The organism is Rhizobium sp. 10PS4, from assembly GCF_032464805.1.
Lineage (GTDB): Bacteria > Pseudomonadota > Alphaproteobacteria > Rhizobiales > Rhizobiaceae > Rhizobium > Rhizobium laguerreae.
In genome coordinates this window covers 213,920-232,782 of record NZ_JAWDIW010000009.1, presented here as the reverse complement: position 1 = coordinate 232,782, position 18,863 = coordinate 213,920, and the positions used below count along the sequence as shown (strand labels likewise).

At 62.5% G+C, this 18,863-nt stretch carries 14 protein-coding genes; 3 read left to right on the top strand and 11 right to left on the bottom strand.

All coding sequences use genetic code 11. From position 1 onward, the window contains the following. Nucleotides 1-46: 46 nt before the first annotated feature. The 4 genes from RWJ89_RS18900 to hglS form a co-directional block, all read right to left on the bottom strand. Nucleotides 47-1,063, bottom strand: coding sequence for an iron ABC transporter substrate-binding protein (locus RWJ89_RS18900; RefSeq protein ID WP_131663142.1), 1,017 nt, complete (start codon nt 1,061-1,063; stop codon nt 47-49). 220 nt (nt 1,064-1,283) lie between these two features. Beyond that, on the bottom strand, nt 1,284-2,822 hold the full coding sequence (gene amaB / locus RWJ89_RS18895) for an L-piperidine-6-carboxylate dehydrogenase (RefSeq protein ID WP_131663141.1): 1,539 nt from the start codon (nt 2,820-2,822) through the stop codon (nt 1,284-1,286). Between the two features lie 25 nt (nt 2,823-2,847). Next, nucleotides 2,848-4,131: an NAD(P)/FAD-dependent oxidoreductase gene (locus RWJ89_RS18890; protein ID WP_316028368.1), complete on the bottom strand. Its 1,284-nt coding sequence runs from the start codon at nt 4,129-4,131 to the stop codon at nt 2,848-2,850. Nucleotides 4,132-4,200: 69 nt separating this feature from the next. Then, nucleotides 4,201-5,631: a 2-oxoadipate dioxygenase/decarboxylase HglS gene (hglS, locus tag RWJ89_RS18885; protein ID WP_222009795.1), complete on the bottom strand. Its 1,431-nt coding sequence runs from the start codon at nt 5,629-5,631 to the stop codon at nt 4,201-4,203. A gap of 84 nt (nt 5,632-5,715) precedes the next feature. On the opposite strand from hglS, the gene RWJ89_RS18880 reads away from it, so the two are divergent. From RWJ89_RS18880 to RWJ89_RS18870, 3 genes are all read left to right on the top strand, one after another. Continuing rightward, a complete protein-coding gene (locus RWJ89_RS18880; RefSeq protein WP_131663138.1) occupies nt 5,716-6,624 on the top strand; it encodes a LysR family transcriptional regulator in 909 nt (302 codons plus the stop codon). A 68-nt stretch (nt 6,625-6,692) separates the two neighbouring features. Continuing rightward, nucleotides 6,693-6,929: an Lrp/AsnC ligand binding domain-containing protein gene (locus RWJ89_RS18875; protein WP_221946094.1), complete on the top strand. Its 237-nt coding sequence runs from the start codon at nt 6,693-6,695 to the stop codon at nt 6,927-6,929. A 147-nt stretch (nt 6,930-7,076) separates the two neighbouring features. Then, nucleotides 7,077-8,255, top strand: a complete 1,179-nt coding sequence (locus RWJ89_RS18870; protein ID WP_168255967.1) for a glycosyltransferase family 4 protein — start codon at nt 7,077-7,079, stop codon at nt 8,253-8,255. Nucleotides 8,256-8,324: 69 nt separating this feature from the next. On the opposite strand, the gene RWJ89_RS18865 is transcribed toward RWJ89_RS18870, so the two are convergent. The 7 genes from RWJ89_RS18865 to RWJ89_RS18835 form a co-directional block, all read right to left on the bottom strand. Further along, nucleotides 8,325-11,636 (bottom strand): oligosaccharide flippase family protein, encoded by a 3,312-nt coding sequence (locus RWJ89_RS18865; protein ID WP_316031249.1) that lies wholly within the window; start codon nt 11,634-11,636, stop codon nt 8,325-8,327. 82 nt (nt 11,637-11,718) lie between these two features. Further along, nucleotides 11,719-12,897, bottom strand: a complete 1,179-nt coding sequence (locus RWJ89_RS18860) for a glycosyltransferase family 4 protein (protein WP_316031248.1) — start codon at nt 12,895-12,897, stop codon at nt 11,719-11,721. A 45-nt stretch (nt 12,898-12,942) separates the two neighbouring features. Further along, nucleotides 12,943-15,423 (bottom strand): glycoside hydrolase family 2 protein, encoded by a 2,481-nt coding sequence (locus RWJ89_RS18855; protein WP_316031247.1) that lies wholly within the window; start codon nt 15,421-15,423, stop codon nt 12,943-12,945. 16 nt (nt 15,424-15,439) lie between these two features. After that, on the bottom strand, nt 15,440-16,432 hold the full coding sequence (locus RWJ89_RS18850) for a DUF1839 family protein (RefSeq protein WP_316031273.1): 993 nt from the start codon (nt 16,430-16,432) through the stop codon (nt 15,440-15,442). Beyond that, complete coding sequence (locus RWJ89_RS18845) at nt 16,423-17,331, bottom strand: amino acid--[acyl-carrier-protein] ligase (protein WP_025396393.1); 909 nt, start codon at nt 17,329-17,331, stop codon at nt 16,423-16,425. The genes RWJ89_RS18850 and RWJ89_RS18845 overlap by 10 nt, the downstream gene beginning before the upstream one ends. A 5-nt stretch (nt 17,332-17,336) precedes the next feature. Beyond that, nucleotides 17,337-18,518 carry an acyl-CoA dehydrogenase family protein gene (locus RWJ89_RS18840; RefSeq protein WP_025396394.1) on the bottom strand — a complete coding sequence of 394 codons (1,182 nt, stop codon included), beginning with the start codon at nt 18,516-18,518 and terminating at the stop codon, nt 17,337-17,339. Further along, on the bottom strand, nt 18,518-18,769 hold the full coding sequence (locus tag RWJ89_RS18835; protein ID WP_025396395.1) for an acyl carrier protein: 252 nt from the start codon (nt 18,767-18,769) through the stop codon (nt 18,518-18,520). The genes RWJ89_RS18840 and RWJ89_RS18835 overlap by 1 nt, the downstream gene beginning before the upstream one ends. Nucleotides 18,770-18,863 lie beyond the last annotated feature (94 nt).

Genomic DNA, 18,863 nt, shown 5'->3' with positions numbered 1-18,863 from the left:
AGCCGAAAGCAATAGTTTTGGCCGAAGGAAGCCTGCGGCAGAAAGGTTAGATCAAACCGGCGGCCGTCATCAGCTCCACGACCTTCTTGCTGTCGAGGGTCGAAGCTTCGACTTTCGGGGCGTTGAGATCGGCAAGCGGAGTGAGCTTGTCGTTGGAGGGCGCATCCTTGCCGATGGCATATTCATAAGAATCGCGGTCCTTGAGGACTGCCTGGCCAGCCTTGCTGGTGAGGAACTTCAGGAAAGCCTGCGCTTCCTTCATGTGCTGCGTGGACTTCAGGATGCCGCCGCCCGAAACGCTGACGAAAGCGCCAGGATCCTGGTTCCTGAAGTAGTGCAGGCCGACATTCTTGCTGTTCTCGCCGGTCTTGGCCTGATCGCCGAACCAATAATAGTGATAGATGATCGCGCCTTCGACTTCGCCTGAATTGACCGCTTTCATGGCAACGCTGTTGCCCTTATAGGGCGTGGCGTTTTCCTTGAGAGCCTTCAGCCAGTCGGCCGTCGACTGTTCGCCCTTGAGTTGCAGCAAGGCGGCGACGATGGCCTGGAAGTCGGCACCGGCAGGTGCTGCACCCCAGCGGCCCTTCCAGACCGGATCTGCGAGGTCGAGCATCGACTTCGGCAGCTTGTCTTCAGTCAGCTTCGTCTTGTCATAGGCAAAAACGGTGGTGCGGGCCGCGATGCCCGTCCACATGCCGTCAGCCGGGCGATACTGGTCCGGAACCTGATCCAGCGTTTCCTTTTCGATGGGGGCGAAGAGGCCCGCGCCATCGACCAGCGTCATTGCTGGCGAATTCTCGGTCAGGAAGATATCCGCGGGAGAGGCGTCGCCTTCCTGGATGATCTGGTTGGCGAATTGCATGTCGCTGCCCTGACGCATGGTGACCTTGATGCCGGTCTCCTTGGTGAAAGCAGCGATCCATTCGCGGCCTAGGCTTTCGTGCTGGGCATTGTAAACGACGAGACCTTCGTCCTGCGCATGGGCGCTGCCTGCGAGCGCGGTGGCGGAGAGAAGCGAAGCGGCAAGCGCTAGGGAAAAGCGGTTAAGAGCGATGTTCATGATGGCCTCCATGGCGATGTCACCCGAGCTCTCCAAGGGCGATGAGAGGCGTATATTTTTCCTGACTGCCGATTTCAAGTTTGGCTTGGCCGGAAAAGCCACACAATATCTTGACTACATGTTTCATATTACATGGGAATAAATCGCGATTGATCAAAATTGATCAAAAAAGGCGACGCTCCGCGAGCGCCGCCCTCTTTTGCAGCCTCTTGCAGCCGGCTTATTCGACGTCGAACTTGACGCCCTGCGCAAGCGGCAGCGTCCTGCCGTAATTAATCGTGTTGGTGGAGCGGCGCATATAGGCCTTCCAGGCATCCGAGCCGGATTCGCGCCCGCCGCCGGTCTCCTTCTCGCCGCCGAAGGCGCCGCCTATCTCGGCGCCCGATGGTCCGAGGTTGACGTTGGCGATGCCGCAATCCGAACCGCGGGCGGAGACGAAGGTTTCGGCCTCGCGCATGTCGTTGGTGAAGATCGATGACGACAGCCCTTGCGGCACGGCATTGTGCAGCGCCAGAACGTCGTCGAAGTCACTGTATTTCATCACATAAAGGATCGGCGCGAAGGTCTCGTGCTCGACGGGGCCGGTCTGATCCGGCATTTCGACAAGCGCCGGACGAACGTAGAAGGCGTCAACCGAGCCATTGTCGACGCGCTCGCCGCCGGTCACAATGCCGCCAGCCGATTTCGCCTCGCCAAGCGCTGCCTGCATCTTCTTAAAAGCCTGGCCGTCGATCAGCGGTCCCACAAGCGTACCGCTTTCCAACGGATTGCCGATGGTGACGGAGCCATAGGCCTTCTGCAGGCGCGGCACCAGCTGGTCGTAGACGCTGTCATGCACGAAGAGACGGCGCAGCGTCGTGCAGCGCTGGCCGGCCGTACCCATGGCGGAGAAGGCGACGCCGCGCAGCGTCAGGTCGAGATCGGCGCTCGGGCAGACGATCGCCGCATTGTTGCCGCCGAGTTCGAGAATGGCGCGGGCGAAACGCTGCGACAGGCGCGGACCGACGGCGCGGCCCATGGCCGTCGAGCCCGTGGCGGAGACGAGTGGGATCTTCGGATGATCGACCAGCACTTCGCCGACCTCGCGGCCACCGATGATCAGCGTCGACAGATTGGCCGGTGCGCTACCGCCCTCGGCGACGAAACGCTTCAGCGCCTTTTCGAACAGCGCCTGCACGGCAAGCGCCGTCAACGGCGTCTTTTCCGAGGGCTTCCAGACGGTGGAATTGCCGCAGACCATCGCGAGCGCCGCATTCCACGACCAGACGGCAACCGGAAAGTTGAAGGCAGAGATGATGCCGATCACGCCGAGCGGATGCCAGCTTTCCATCATCCGGTGCTCGGAGCGCTCGGTGGCGATCGTCAGGCCGTAGAGCTGACGGGAAAGGCCGACGGCGAAATCGCAGATGTCGATCATCTCCTGCACTTCGCCCAGGCCTTCCGAGGTGATCTTGCCGACCTCGATCGAAACGAGACGGCCGAGCGCCGCCTTGGAGGCGCGCAGCTCCTCGCCCAGCAAGCGGACCAGTTCGCCGCGCTTCGGCGCCGGCACGGCACGCCATTCGAGGAAGGCCTGGTGCGCCTCTTCGATCGCCGTCTTCGTCTCGGAAACGGAATGTTCCCTGAGTTTGCCGATTTCCTTGCCGGTGACCGGCGAGGTGACGGAAAGCGTGCCGCCGTGATAGCGGCCGGCATCGACGCCGAGTTCGGCAAGCAGCTTGGCGGTTTCGGAGGCGAGATCGAGGACGGCGATGGTCATTGTCGTGTTTCCAATCTTATTATTCTCAGAAGCGGGCATCGGCGAAATGGGCGACCTGAGCGCCGGCTTCGTACCATATTTCCTTGAGTGCACGGAAGCTTGGCTCGGCGGGCGAAGTCAGCGGCAACGGCAGATCGGCTTCCGGAAGCCGGCCGAGGATATGCTCCGCCAGCGTACGGCCGAAGACCGTACCGGGGGCAATGCCGCGGCCGTTGTAGCCCGAAAAGCCGACGACACCAGGTGCGAATTTGTGGAAGCGCGGCAACGCATTATCGGTCATGCCGATCCGGCCATACCATTCGCACTCGAATTCGACGTTGCCGATAACAGGGAAGAGCCGCTTCAATGCGCGCTTGGCCCAGCCCTTGTGTACGGCCAGTCCGGTATTGCGCAGCGCCCCGACACTGCCGAAAACGAGACGGCCGGCCTGGTCCATACGGAAGGAGGAGAGGATTTCTTTGGTATCCCATGCGCCTTCCCGCCCCGGCAGGATCGACTGACGCAGATTGTGGCCGAGCGGCACAGTGGCGAAATTGAAATAGGGCAGATGCACCTGTTCGCTGCGCACCTGCTCCCACGGGCCGGTGCTGTAGGCATCAGTCGCAACGATGATCCACTCCGCGCTGACTTCACCCTTGGCTGTCTTCACCATCCAGCGGCTGCCATTACGCTCCGTCGCGATGACCGGGCTGGATGTATGAATGGCGACGCCCGCCTTGACGGCGGCATGGGCAAGGCCGCGCGCATAGGCAAGCGGCTGCAGCGTGCCGGCGCGTTTGTCGAGCAGCGAGCCTGTATAGCCATCGCTGCCGATACGTTTTGCCGTTTCGGCCGCATCGAGCAGCCTCACGGCTGCGCCGCGCGCGGCCCATTGCGCCGCGCGTGCCTCGATCTCCTTCAGCCCATCAGCGCCGACCGCGCAATGCAGCGTGCCGTTCCGTTCGAGTTCGCAGGCAATCTGATGTTTGTCGATCAGCTCCATGACGAGCTTCGGCGCATTGCCGAGCAGATCGAGAAGACGTTCGCCATGCACCGGACCGAGCACGCCGGGCAGATCGTTCGGCATCACCCACATGCCGGCATTGATCAGCCCGACATTGCGCCCGGCACCGCCGAAGCCGATCTCCTTCGCCTCCAACAGCACCACCTTCGACCCGGCTTCGGCAAGATGCAGGGCGGAAGAGAGGCCGGTGTAGCCACCGCCGACGATGACGACATCGGCCGACATCGCGCCGTCGAGAGGCGACGTCGTCGGCGGTTCGGGCGCTGTATTTTCCCAGAGGCCGTGGGAGCGCGGATCATTCAGCATGGCTCAGTCCGATCAGAGCGAAATCGCGGGATACTCTAATGCATAAAAGAAAGTGTTGAACCTGCCATTTCACGCAACCGTCTTCAACGGCAAGCCCACAAGGCCGAGCGCCTCCAGCGCCGAATCCAGCGATGCCGCCTGGCGTTCGGCGTAGAGCGCCAGCTCGTCCTGGACGGTGGCGCCAAGTGCTGCCTCGAAGGCGTCGCGGTTCGAGCGGGTCGCGTAGTTCTGCTGCTGGTCGGTGCCGAGGTTCGACTGGAAGATGCCGGCCGCGCTGACGGGCAGGAAGTCTTCGTAGACGATCGGGGTGAAGGTGAGGTAACCCGAGGCGATCAGTGCCTCCGGATCACCGGGCAGCGTGCTGCCGGCCGCGGCGGCAATGCCCGCAGGCGTCGCGGAATAGCGGAAGAAGGCCAGATTCTCTCTGCGCAGCTCATCCCAGCTGTCCGGCAGTGCCTTGAAACGTGCGGCGAGTTCGTCGTCGTAGGCACCGGCTTTGGCGCCGCCGGCGCCGACCTGCACCTCGCCGCGAACGGAGGCGAGCAGCTGGTCATAGAGCGTCCGGCCCTTCGCCGTCAGCGCCACGCCGCGCTGTTCGATCTCCCCGAAGCGGGCGGTATGCGTCCCTTGCATCGCGCCGTCATCACCGGAAAAGGCGATCATTTCCTCCAGCGCCTTGAAACTCGTCTGCCGCAGCAGGATATCGCAATGACGACGCGGCGGCCCTTCGATGACCGCCTTTGGCGTAATGCCGCGTTCCGGCATGCGGGCCTGGACTGCGTCGATATCGAGCGTGCGCGGCGTCAGATGGTTGATATGCGGCCCCTTGAAGCTGACGACGTCGGCGATCAGCCGATGGGCGTCATGCAGCCGCTTGTAGGTGTCGGCGCTGACTGTCGCTTCGCTATGCCAGCGGAAGGTTTCAAGCGCCTCGGCGACGAATTCCATCGCTTCTGCCTTGGTCAGGCCGCCGTTCTGCTCATGGCGCTCGATCAGCGTGACGGCGCGCGGCGTATAAATCCGTCGTTTCGCCAGAATGGCTTCGGCTTCGCCGCGCAACCCCTCGTCCTCGATCAGCTCCAATCGCAGCAGCGAGGTGAAGACCCGGAATGGATTAACGTTGAGCGCGGCCTCGTCGATTGGCCGGAAGCTGGTGGAATGAACCGGCACGCCGGCGACCGAAAGATCGTAATAGCCGACAGGCTGCATGCCCATGACCGCAAACAGCCGCCGAATGGTGAAGAGCTCGTCGGCCGTACCGAGCCGGATGGCGCCGTGGCGCTCGACATCGATACGCTCCAGCTCGCCGGCGCGGGCCAGGCGATCGCGCAGGTCAGGATCCTTTTCGAGGCAGCCGGCATTCACATCCGCCACCAGTTCGATCAGCGTGCCGTATTGCGGCACCTCCGCCCGGTACATCTGCGACATCGCCTCGGTAAACAGCGATCGGATGCGGTCTGGGGAAACGAAGGCTTGCGGCATTGGGAAACTCCGGCTCATTCCGTTTTTGCAGGATGAACCTCTTTACACGCGCGACAAAGGCGCAAATATCGCTATTTCGGAAATAGCCCATTCTGAAATGGAATGACCGTGCTGACATCTAGACGTTTTCTGCCGTCGATTTCGCATCTCGCCGCCTTCGAGGCGGTCGCCCGCACCGGCAGCGTGACGGCAGCGGCGCGCGAACTCGATCTGACGCAGAGCGCCGTCAGCCGCCAGGTGAGCGCGCTGGAGGAGCAGCTTGGCGTCGAGCTCTTCCTGCGCGAACGCCAGACTATGCGGCTGACGCTTGCCGGCGACGGCTATGCCCGCGAGATTCGCGAGGCGCTGCGGCGGATATCGAGCGCCTCGCTGAACCTGCGCGCCAATCCCCATGGCGGCACGCTCAATCTCGCCATACTGCCGACTTTCGGCACGCGCTGGCTGGCGCCGCGCCTGGGACGCTTTCTCGCCGCCAATGCCGGCGTGACCATCAATCTGGTGACCCGGCTTTCGCCCTTCGATTTCCGCCTCGATTCGATCGACGCCGCCATCCATTTCGGCCACCCGCACTGGCCGGGCGCCGAACTCGCGCTTCTGATGTCGGAGCGCACGGTGCCGGCCTGCAGTCCGGATTTTCTGAAGCGATACGCGATCAAAACACCGGAGGATCTGCTCGCCGTTCCGCTGCTGCACCTGACGACGCGTCCTGACGCCTGGGAGCAATGGTTCGCCGGCAATGGCGTTTCCTTCGAAAATGTGCACGGCATGCTCTTCGACCAGTTCGCTACCGCCGCGCAGGCCGCAATCGCCGGCCTCGGCGTTGCCCTGCTGCCGACATTCCTGATGCAGGAGGAGATCAGGCGCGGCGATCTCGTCGCCGCTGTCGACCGTGAAATGGAAAGTCGCGAGCGCTATTATCTCGCCTTTCCGCCCGAGCGCGCCGATTATGCGCCGCTTGCCGCCTTTCGTGACTGGATCGCCGCAGAAGCCACCGCCAATCCGACTGCGTGACGAACGGCTTGCATCGGCATGGCGCTTTCGACCATTATGCGCGCCAAACAACTTTGCAGGAAATTTCCATGAAGCCGATCTTCGTCCAGCTCCAATGCGCACCCGGCAAGACCTATGAGGTCGCCGACGCTATCTACCAGACCGAACTGGTCTCGGAGCTCTATTCGACCAGCGGCGACTACGATCTGTTGCTGAAGGTCTATATCGAGGAAGGCCAGGATATCGGCAAATTCATCAACGACAACATCGCCAATATTCCCGGCATCGTCCGTTCGCTGACGACGCTGGCCTTCAAGGCCTTCTGAATTCCCGTCAGACGCGGTTAACCTTTTTGACGAAGATTGGCCTTCGCAAGCGGTCTCTTAAACCGTGCCTTAACGCCGGACATATCTGGTCGTTGCTGTGTTAAGAGCCCGCATCAATACGGGCCGGCGTGCAGCGATAGGTGGAAAATGTCGATTATCGAGGCAGATAGGGTACGCGAAAGCCCGCAGTTGGGAACAGGCCCCCTGATCGTCCATGTCGTGCGCCAGTTCCTGCCCAACCGCGGCGGATTGGAAGACGTCGTCGCCAATCTCGCCCGCCAGACCGTGCGCCGCGGTTACCGCGTGCGCGTCGTCACGCTGGATTCGCTCTTCACCGCGCCTGAAGACAAGCTGCCGCTTCGCGAAGATATCGACGGCATCGAGGTGGTGCGCATTCCCTGGTTGGGCACCAGCCGCTATCCTCTGGCACCGCAGGTTTTCCGCCATCTCGCCGATGCCGATCTCGTGCATGTCCATGCCATCGACTTTTTCTTCGACGCGCTCGCCTGGGGCCGGCTGCTGCACGGCAAGCCGATGATCGTCACCACCCATGGCGGCTTCTTCCACACGCGGAAATACGCGACGATCAAGAAGATCTGGTTCCGGACATTGACCCGTGCTTCGGCGATGGCCTACCGCCGCGTCGTCTGCTGCAGCGCCTCCGACCTCAAGCAGTTTTCCGAGATCGTGCCCGACAGCCTGCTGATCGAAAACGGCGCCGATATCGGCAAATTCGCCGACACCGCTTCGCGCCGGGCAAAACGCCGCATCGTCACGATCGGCCGGTTTTCGGTGAACAAGCGGCTGGACCACCTGCTCGATGCGATGGCCATGCTGAAGACCCGCGATCCGGAATGGCATCTCGACATCGTCGGCGCCGAATCCGACCTGAACCGGGCGGATGTCGAAGGCGCAATCGAAAGCCGTGATCTCTCCGGGCGCGTCACCCTGCATGTGTCGCCCGAGAACGACACCATCCGGCGCATCATCGCAGAAGCCTCGATTTTCGCCTCCGCTTCGGAATATGAAGGCTTCGGCCTGGTGGCGCTGGAGGCGATGAGCGCCGGTCTGCTGCCGGTGCTGAACGCCAACGATGCCTTTTCGACGCTCGCCGACCGGCATCCTGTTCTCCTGCTTGCCGATTTCACCAATCCCGAGAGCGCCGCCACGGCGATCGAAGCCGCCCACCAAGCTCTTTCGCGCCAGCCGGACGCCGTTCGCGCCGGGCTTCTCGACGCCGCCCGCGGCTATTCCTGGGATATCGTCGCCGGACGCTACATCGATCTCTACAGATCGCTTGATGTCGTCGCCGCGAAAAGCATCTGATCCTGTCTTCCTGCCGCATAAGCTACGGGGTTGCGCGTGTGAAAAGACGCGGCGCTGTAAAATCGCCGGTTATGCTCTCGCCAGACGAATGATCTCGTCGAGTACGAATTTGCGCGATTGCGGCGGCGTCAGATTGTGGTCGGCATCCGGCAGCATCAGCAGCCGCACGTTCGGATAGCGCGACAGCCTGGCGCCGCGCGGCCCAAAGTGGAAATAGACGTGGTCGAGCCCGACATCGGCCTCGCTGTAGATCAGCGTCAGCGGTACCTTACGCTTGCCGAACAGCGCGAATGAGTGCCGGACCTCGCGGGCGATATGGCGCCGGTCGGGAAGTAACTCGAGCAGCGGCGCGATCCACGGCGACAACCGGCGGCCGGCGGCGATGACGATGTTCCGCAGCGCCGCAACCACGTCGACCTGGCCGCGCAGCAGCCGCTTCAGCGTGTCGAGTCGCGCGAGGCGCTGGCTATAATCATCGAGGCTACGGGGAACGGAGACGACATGCTCCCGTCGCACCGGCATGTCGGGATCCCAATAATAGACGAACGGATTGATCGACACGACCGCCTTCAGCCGTTCGTCGGCGACGCCGGCGCGGAAGGCGACATAGCCGCCGCTGCATCGGCCGGCGACCATGACGGGCCCGGCGACGACGCTTTCGAGCAGATCGAGCGCGGCGACCGCATCCGTGGTCTGCGAATCCGAATAAAGCACCTGTTCCGGCGCATCCGGCCGCGGCGGGCTGTCGCCGACATTGGCGGAATCAAAGCGCAGCGAAACGACGCCTTGGCGAGCGAGCTCGCGCGCCATATCAACCGTCGTCCGTCCCCAGCCGGCATGCCGGTCGTAGGCCGTCGACAGGAAGAGCACGGCATTACCCTTGATCTCGCCGAGCGGCCGGCTGACGACGCCGACCAGATGATTATGGCTTCCGAAACGGACCGGCGTTTCCGCAAAACCATCGCCGGCAAGCGGCAGGCTGTCGATCGCTGCCGGCGATTGGGCGGCGGATGTCTCCGTCGTCGTTGTCTCTAGCCACGTCGTCAGCAGTGCCACGACAGCCATCGGCGTCTTGGCAAACAGCGGATTGGTGGCGAGCTCGTCATAACCTTCGAAAGCCTTCTGCTCGACATCGGCGCCAAGCGCCTTCAGCGTATCGGCAAAACCGGTATCCTCGGCCTTGGCAGGACGTTCTAGGATCAAATAGCGGGGAGCTGCAAGCTCCTGCGGCGAGGCGATGCTGAGCTTGCCGAGCTCGGCAGCGATCTCTTCGGGCATGACGAGCCCGGCAATCTGCACCTTGGCAGTCTGGACATGCTCCTTGCCGAGGCCGAGATCGGCATCGATGATCTTGGACCACATGTTGAGTTCGCGCAGATAGGCCCGGCCGCTCAGCACCGGCGCCAGCATGACGAGGCTGTCGACGCCGTCGATCGAGGAACCGACGCGATGGGCAAGGGTCGCGCCGAGGCCTTGGGCGATGAGGATGACGCGGTCGCAGCCGCTCAGTGATTTCAGCTTGGCGGCGGCCGCACGGATCGAATCTTCCCAGGTTTCCAGCCTTGCCGGCAGAGCGCCGAAATCGAGCGCATCGCCGGTGCCGCGATAGTCGAAGCGCAGGCTCGCCACGCCGATATCCGAGAAATGCTCGGCCGCGACGCGGAAGAATTTCCGGCTGCACATCTCCTCGAAACCCCAGGGACTGACGAAGAGCACGGCGGCCGAACGTTTCTTGGCGAGAGGATTCTCAGGCATGAACAGCCCGATCGTGCCGTCGAAGACGACAGGCAGGGCGGCACTCCGTCCCGCGCCTTCGGCCGGCTCGAGCGAGAATTCACCAGGCGCGACCTTGGCGCGATCGGGATCGCCGGGAAGTCGTGGCGCGATGAAATTGATCGCACGGCCGACCGGCCGGCGCAGCAGGGACGGCATCTTCTCGAGAATAGAGCGCATGACTTCGACATCCTCGCCCGGCACGGCGCGCAGCACCCGCAGTGCTGCGAAATAGCAGAATGCGCCGGCGATGATCGCGCCGACCAATCCGGCCGGACCCTGGACGAATTCCAGCACGGAAATCGCGCCGCAAGCACACAGCACGGAGGCGAGCGTCACCTTCGTCAAGCTCGCGTAGAGGCCCGAAAGCTGGGATCCGAATCCTGTCTGTCTGATCATCATCACCGACATCGCAACGAATACGAGGATACGCACGAGTGCGGCACCCTCGGCTGCAAGCCTAGGTATGATGAGTAAACAACCCACTACCATCAGAAGGCCACCTATCACACTGATGTTCAGGCGGGAGCGGGCCCTGTCCATCGACAGCAGGTAGAGGCTGAGGATCTGCATGAAGGTATAGGCGGGAGCAACAAGCGCAAGCAGCGCCACCACCGTCCCGCTGCGGCGGAATGCTTCACCGAACACGACGAGCACCAGTTCACTGGAGATCGCGGCAAGCCCCAGGCTCATCGGCAGCACGATATAGGCCATGCTGCGGGTGACGGCGGCAAAGACCTCGACCGGCAACGTCGAATCGTCGCTGCTGTGCCGCCGCTCGGAATAATAGGGCAGCAGGCTGCCGGTCATCTGGATCGGCAGTTGCAGCGCGATATTCGCGATCGACAGACCGACGGCATAATAGCCGACCATCTCCACCGACCAGAACTGCTGCAGGAAGAGCAGCTCGAGCCGGTTGAGGAAAATGGAATCGATGATGAACTGGATCGACAGGATGACGGAGGAGGAGGCGAGATATTTCAGCGAGACCCCGCACCAGTCGCGCCGCGCCAGAAGGATCGGCAGCGTGGCGAAAAACAGCACCAGTTGGCCGAGCGCATAACCGACGAGAACGCCTTCGACGCCGTAAAAAACGGCGCCGACGGCAACGCCGGCAGGCTGCACGATCGAGACGGCGACCGTCAGCTTAAAGAAGGCGCCCAGTTTCTTTTCGCCGATCAGGTAGAATTTGACGAAGGAACCGATCGCCTGGACGAAGAACAGCACGCCCGTGACCAGAGCGACGGAAGGCGCGGTGTCGGCCCAGTGCATCTTTTCGGAGGTCAGGAAGAATAGGGCGTAGAGCGCCAGCAGCACGACGGTCGAGAACATCATGAAGCTGACGAGGATGGCGGCAAAACCCCGGCGGCGGCGCGCGTCGAAGCCGTCCGCCGAAAGTTGCGGCAAGGTCTTCAGCAGCGTGATGCTGGAGCCGAGCTCGGCGATCGAGGCGCCGGTCACCACCAGCCAGAGCGAAAAGGCGACGATGCCGTTGGCTTCCGGCCCGAGCAGCCGCGCGGTTATGATCGAGGAAACGAAGCCCGTCAGAAGCAGCAGCATGCCTGCCGCGCCATTCATCACCGAGTTTGCGATAATACCCTTCGACATCTGTCCATCCGTCAGGATCGGCCTACCGCCGCATACCCGCCATCTCTAATGCGAAAATGTTAAAATAAAGCGGAGTGGCACCTTAGCTGGCCTGCATCGCCGCCAGCGTCTGAAGCGCCTTCTCGTAGCTGTTCTCGGCGAGGTAACGCAGCAGGAACTCCCGCGCCTTCTCGGCCTTCTCTCGTGCACGCTCGGGTGTGCGGAAGATGTCCCGCAGGTGCGCGGCCGCCGCCTCGGGTGAGGGATCGGCCCAGACCGCGCCTTCGAGTCCGGCAAATTCGGGATGGGTATCGACCACCGGAATGAGGGGAGAGGCAACCAGCCAGCTATTGTCGGGATCGCAGAAATCCACCGTGCCCGACCAGGCCGTGGAAACGACGGGGGTACGCTGCATGATCGCCTCGGCCACCGTCAGCCCGAAACCCTCGGAACGATGCAGCGAAAGATAGGCGTCTGAACAGCGGATGAGGCCGCTGATATCGGAGTCCGACATCCTGTCGGTGACGATCCTGATCCCGGTATTGCCCGCGACCGAGCTTATCAGTTCGCGCAGGCCCTCATCCTTGTTGATATCGCCGCTGGCCTTCATCAACAGGAAGGCGCTGGGGCATTCGGCGGCAAATATCCTGAAGGCCTCGATGATGGCCTGCGGATTCTTCCGGTTGATCGAGGAGCCGGCGCTGAAGATGAAGCTGACGAGAAAGGCGTCCTCCTCGATGCCGAATTTCTGGCGCATGCCTTCCGTCGCCGGCTTCTCTGTGACGGGATGCGGAACGACGATGACCGGTGCCGCAGTGAGGGGCGCAATCGCCCGCCTGGTGAATTCCGACGGCACGAAGACGGCATTCATGTAATGCATCGCATTGCGCCACTCGGCCGGCACGACTTCGAGCTCCCAGGCGAAATAGCCGATGTTGAAGGCGCGGGTGAAATTGGCAACGCCCTTCTTCAGGATGGCGCGCGGCAGCATCGGCGGATTGAGATGCCAGATCCGGCTCCCCGCGGCTTCGGTGGAGAGATGCGACGGCATCCATCCGGCAAAGGAATTCTCGTCAGGATGCGTGCTGACGTCGGAGAGTGAAATCGCCCGCCCAGCTTCCGACAATGCGCCAGCGCAGAGCCTTGCCGATTCGCCGACGCCGACCGCCATCGAGAGATAGCCGACGATTTCCACCGGCCTGCGCGGATTGAAGGCAAGACGCGACCGCGGGATCAGCCGCTGCAGGACATGGGCGCGCAGAAGGCGGTATATCGTTCTCAAATCACGGTCTTTCCCAATGGATCGGCATCATTCTTCGCAGGGGCGTCAGCCCTCGATTGCGACGCGATGCGAACTGCCTAGACTTCTGATCTCGCCCGCAGGCGGAATATCGCTTTCCACGCCGGACAGCGCGTGGAGCCTCACACGCCGCATCGGACCGGGGGCAAGGTGGAACCAGTCGTCCTCGGCCCGATAGCCCTCGACGTCGATATGCACCGATTGCGCCAGCCGGTCGGTCCTGATGTCAACGAACCAGTCGTCGCCGTCTCTGGTGAATGATGCTTCGATACCTGCATCATGCAGCGCCTTCTCCCGTCCGCACGGGAAGTGGAAGCTCTCGGCGAGAATGGCGCCGTCCGCCAGCGAGCGCAGGCGCGCCACACTGGCATCATGCGCCGGCGGCCCGAAACGGAAGGCATAGGTCGTATCGAAGAAGGCGCCGAACAGCGCGGTGCAGGCAAGGCGCTCCGTGTCTCTTGCCGCCAGCTTGAAGGCCCTGCTACCGCTGACGACCTGCTGTTTTCCGCCGCGCAGGCACACGACTTCGAGCTCGACGTCGAGTGCTGCATCCGTCTCGTTGATGACATGCACGTCGAGACCGTTCGTTCCCTCGTCGGTGAAGATCACTTGCACCGGCCGGAATGCACGGCGCATCGCATACCAGACCGGCTTCGGCTCTCCGGTGGAGTCGATCACTCCCCAGCCCGGGCCCGGCAGCAGGTCTTGCAGCGTCCAGACGAGCGCGCCATTGCAGGCGGAGCCCTTGCGCCGCCATTCGGCAAAAGTCTCCTCGATCACCTCGCCGGTAACGGCGCGGGAGAGATCGAGATAGCGTTCCGGATCTTCGCGGCGCAGCTCAGCCGGATCGAAACCGTAGAGAAGCTGCAGGTAAAAGTCGCGAACGTCCTCGAAATCCCATGATGCGCTGCGGTCGCGGGGCACGCGGGCCTTCCACAGCGGGCTGTGGACGGCGGGCACATCGAGATGGCGCTGCAGCGTCCTTTGCTGCGGCACATGCGCGAAGGCGAGGCTTTCGGAGGCAAAACGCACATCGGCGCGGCGCGCATCGGCAATCGGCCGCATATAGGCGCCGACGCCGTAATAATGCGCGATACCGGCATTGGGCGAAAAGGGCATCGCTCCGCCATATGGCGAGTTCGGCACATAGGGCACGTCGGGGCGCATGCGCGCGACGACCGCCGGGATGATTTCATCGGTGACCGGCCCGCTCCAGAATTCCGCCGGCAGGCCGAGCATTGCCGCCTGCTGGTGAATTTCGCTGCCGCCGCAGAGCACGGCCAGCGAAGGCGACGCCTGCACGCCGTGCAGGAATTCCTCGACCTCCGCATGCACGTGGCCGAGAAAAGCCTTGTCGTTGCGCGGATAATCGAAATTGGCGAACATGAAGTCCTGCCAGACGAGCAGGCCGAGTTCGTCGCAGAGCGCGAAGAAATTAGGCGTTTCGTAGGCCATGGTGCCGCCGATGCGGATCATGTTCATGCCGGCTGCAGCGGCAAGCCGCAGGAACGGCTCATAATCCGCCCGCCCGCCCGGCAATCGCGCGATATCGGCAGTCGTCCACACCGCGCCGCGGCAGAAGATACGCTCGCCGTTGACGAGGAGCGCGAAGTCGTCGCCATCGGCACCACGGTCGACGTCGATACGCCGGAAGCCGGTCCTGCCGAGCGGATATTCAACCCCGTCGGAAACCAGCGTCAGCGCGTAGAGACGCGGAGCGCCATGCGTATGCGGCCACCAGGCCTCGATGTCGGAAAGCTTGAGGATAGCCGAGTAATGACTGTCGCCGACCTTCTCGAACGGCTGCTCCATCCCGCCGCAGCGCAGCAGCATTGCCGGATCCTCGGCATTGCTATGCAGGGAAACGCTGAGGCGGCCGACGCCACTCTCCTCCAATACGGCGCGGATGGAGACGTTGTCGATCGAGACGGGATGGCGCCGCACCATCGAAATCGGCCGCCATGGCCCGACGGCATGGATATCGGGGCACCAGCCCGGCATATGGCCGAGCAGCGTCGTGCGGAAATTCTTCAAGCCCGCCGGCGTGATCATCTGCGGCCGCCAGCGCGCGCGGGGGCCTGGCTCCGACAGACGGGGGCCGAGCGCCCGGAAGCACAGTGCCAGTTCGTCGCCGCCCGAAAGCGTCACCGGAATCTCGTGCGCCGTAAACATGCTCTCGGAAAACAGGATTTCCTGGCCGTTCAAGAAGACATGGCAAAGCGTCGCCAGCCCTTCGAAACGCAGGATCGCGTCGCCGGGCTCGGCATCGAAAAGCCGGCAGAGATACCAGGCATCCCGCGTGTTCAGCGGCTCGGGATTTTCACGGTCGAAGAGCCCGGCTTTTTCGAGCGCGGCGGCGACGGTGCCGGGAACGGGTGCTGGAATGAACTGGGCGGAGAGCGGGATGTCGTGCGGCACGGCGCAGGCGCCCGGCTCCGTCAGGATCAGGTTCCAGCCTTCGGAAAGTAGACTTTCCTCGGCACCGATACTCGCCAAACGCCCCCGCATGGTCAGATCTCCGGCCTCAGATTCGCCCCGCAAGCGACGCCATCATGGAATCCCATGCATCGGCGGCCGGATCAAGTGCTGCCTGCAACGGCTCGAACTTCCTGCGGGTGACGGCGCGGGCAAGCTGGAACTGCACCGATTTCGCCACCTCCGAAATACGCCTAGCCTGCTCGGCGGCAGCCGCGAATTCACCAGGGGAAAGCCAGGCGAGGTAATCGGCCGCCAGCTCGAAATTGGCGCCCACCTGGCGAAGTGTGTTGAAGGCGTATTTGTGGAAGAAGCCGAACGGCCGTTCCGCCACCGCTTCGACCTGGTGTGGAAAGACGCTTGCAAAGGCGCGGATCGGGTTTTCGCGGGGACGCCGGGCAAAATGAAAACCGGCAAGCCGCCGTGCGGTCGCGCGCAGATGCGTTTCATCAGCCGGCCTTTCCGGGAAACGCGCAAATTCCGTGTAGGGCAGGAACGGCAGGTCGTTTTCCGTCAGGTGCAGCTGGAACAGTCCGTCGAAATCCTCGCCTTCAAGCCGGAAATAACCGGCATTATGGAAATAATCGACGCGCTTGGCCGCAACGTCCAGCCGGTTGATCGCGACCGTCGTCTTGCCGTGCTCCTGCCGGTAGGCAGTGCCGCGCGTATCCGGCATGTAGAAGGAATCCATTTCGATCAGGCAGAGACGGGCTCGCGCGACCTGAACCTCGACATGGCGTTCGACACGGTCGTAGATGGCAAGCTCAGTCGCACGAATGCCGTAGAGCGCTTCGAGATCCTCAAGCGGCACTTTGAAGAAAGTGAACTGGTCGCCCTCGAAATCCTGCGTCAGGGTAAAACCCAGCATCGCCTCCGGCGCAACGCCTGATGTTGCCAGAACCTCGATCCAGAGATCGACATAACAATTGGTTTCCGGCCAGGTGCGCTCACCCGAATGCAGCGCATGCGCCCGGTAGGTTTCCGGGTCGATTCCCGAAAATACCCCCGAAAATACCGACGTCATCGATTTGCTCAGCCCCACAGCGCTTTCCGTACGCTGGCCGGCCATTGCTTCACATCGAGCCCGTGATGATGGAAGAGGGCAAGGGCGATGCGCTCCAGTCCAAAGCCGACGCAGGCGGTGTGTGCGACACTGCCGTCTTCGAGATTGAGACCCCACTTCGTGCCGAAGGCATCCTGATGGTAGTTGAAGCTCATGCAGGCGGTCGGATTGGCGGCCGAGGTGATCGGGATCAGCAGCTCGAACTTCAGGTTCTGGTCGCGCTGATTATTGGCGAGCATCTTGCCGGCGCGGCCGAAGAACGGATCATTAGCGACGTCGATCGTCACATCGAGGCCGACGGCCTTCATCATCTCGACGCCGCGATCCATCCAGCGCTGGCGGAAATCGGTGACGTGCAGCTCTGTGCCCATGCAGACATATTCACGCATGCGGAACAACTGCTGGCGGGCAGGGTCTTTCGACGGCTCATGGCGGAAGCAATAGGATTGCAGGTCGAAGAGGCCGCCGGTCTTCGGCAGGTTGCCGCGCTTGGCGATCGTCGGATAGAGCGGATAGCAGGCAGCCGGCGTCAACACGATGTCGGTCGCCTCCTGTCCCTTGGTCCAGTCTTCGCCGACTTCCATGCATTGCAGCAGGCTGACATGATCGAGCTCGCTGCCGCAGAAGCTGTGCACCGTGCCGGCGAGCTGCGGAAAGCTCTTCATATAGCCGCTCTTTTCGAAGAAGGCACGGTTCATGCCGGGCGGAAAGCGCATGGCTTCGGCACCATCGGCGCCGCCGAACGTGTCGATCAGGCGCTCGAAGGCAGCGATCACATCTTCGAACTGGCCGCTGCGGCCGTAGAGCCCGTCGATGCCGGTATCGATCAGCAGACCGGATTCGAAAAGCCGGTCCAGAAACGAGGTCTGCATATCCATGACTGTCACCCCAGTAGGCTAGTGTCCTGTTTATGGACAAGAAGCATGCTCGACGTGTTGCCGAGGATGCGGTCATTCGAAATCATGAGCTGTGCGGAATGCGCGTCGCGCAGATGGCGTCCGAGGCTGAAGGGCGTGCCGTTCTTGTAGCCCATGATGCCGCAGATCAGCATCGCATGGTTGACGATCTCCAGGATCGTCTCGGACGAAGCGATCTTGACGTTGTTCATCGCCACCGCAAATCCCATCGAAGACAGCCTGTCGGCATCGGCCTTGGCATCCTCATAGGCCTTGAGGCCGGCAACCACGTTGGATTTCACCATCTGCAGCAGGTTCGAAACCTCGGCGAGGCGCAGCGCGCCTGGCGGCTGGGCATCCGGCGCCCTGCGGGCTGCGGCACGCACAAAAGCCTGGGCGCGCACAACGGCGTCGACGGCGATGCCGTACCAGACGCCGCTCCACAAGAGGTGCGAGGAGGCAAGCATGGACTGCGCCGCGATCTCCGCGAAAGGCTTCGGCAGGATCTGGCAAGCCGGCGCTTCGCCCTTGAACAGGAAGCCGTCGGAACAGGTGCCGCGCATGCCGAGCGTATTCCAGACATGCGTTTTCTCGAGCGTGTACTGGTCCTTGAGGAAGGCCGTCAGCACCTGATCGGAGGAAGCCGCCTGCGCGTGGGCACGCGAGGTGATGAGAATGGCGTCGGCGTGCGAGCCGTAGGAAATGACAGTCGCATCCTTTTCGAGACGGCACGTGTCGCCATCGACCTCGACCGCACAGATGCTGTTGCGCAGATTTCCGCCGATACCGCCTTCGGTGGTGGCGGATGCGATCAGCAGCTGCTCGGCGGCGATGCGGCGCATGAAACCGCGATGCCATTCGCTGTCGGCGCCGTGTTCAACGAGGCTCGACAGTTTGATGTGGTGCATGGCGAAGACCATGGCGCTTGCAGCGCAGGCCTGGCCGAGCATCGAGCACAATTCGGCGATCTCGGTGATCGAGGCGGATTCGCCGCCGAGATGGCGCGGCACCTGGATGCCGAGCAGCCTTTCGGCCTTCATCGCATCGACGGCTTCCCGAGGGAAACGGGCTTCGGCATCAACGGTATCCGCGTGTTTCGCCGCAATTTCGGCGACGCGGGCCACCCTTGTGACAAGACCGTCCTGCATGATCTTGACAGGGAAATTCATCAGGCGACCTTCCGGCCGTCCCGGATGAGATCGACGGTCCTGGCGATGGCCGAGATGCTCGCGAAGGATTTGCGGTTCAGGAGATTGTCGGGAAATTCGATGTCGAAGGCCTCTTCGAGGCCAAGCATCAACTGCACAGAAGCAAAGGACGTCAAACCTGCCGCATAAAGATCGGCGTCGTCGGCGACCTGATCGATCGGCCCAGGAAGCTTGCCGAATTTGGCTACGAGGTCGCGGATTGCCTTATTCATCCCATCACTCCAAGATTCTCATGATCCCGATCCGGCGTTCATCGCCTTGTCATGAGCGTTCTTTTAGTGCGGAAAACAGAACATTCCGCTAATT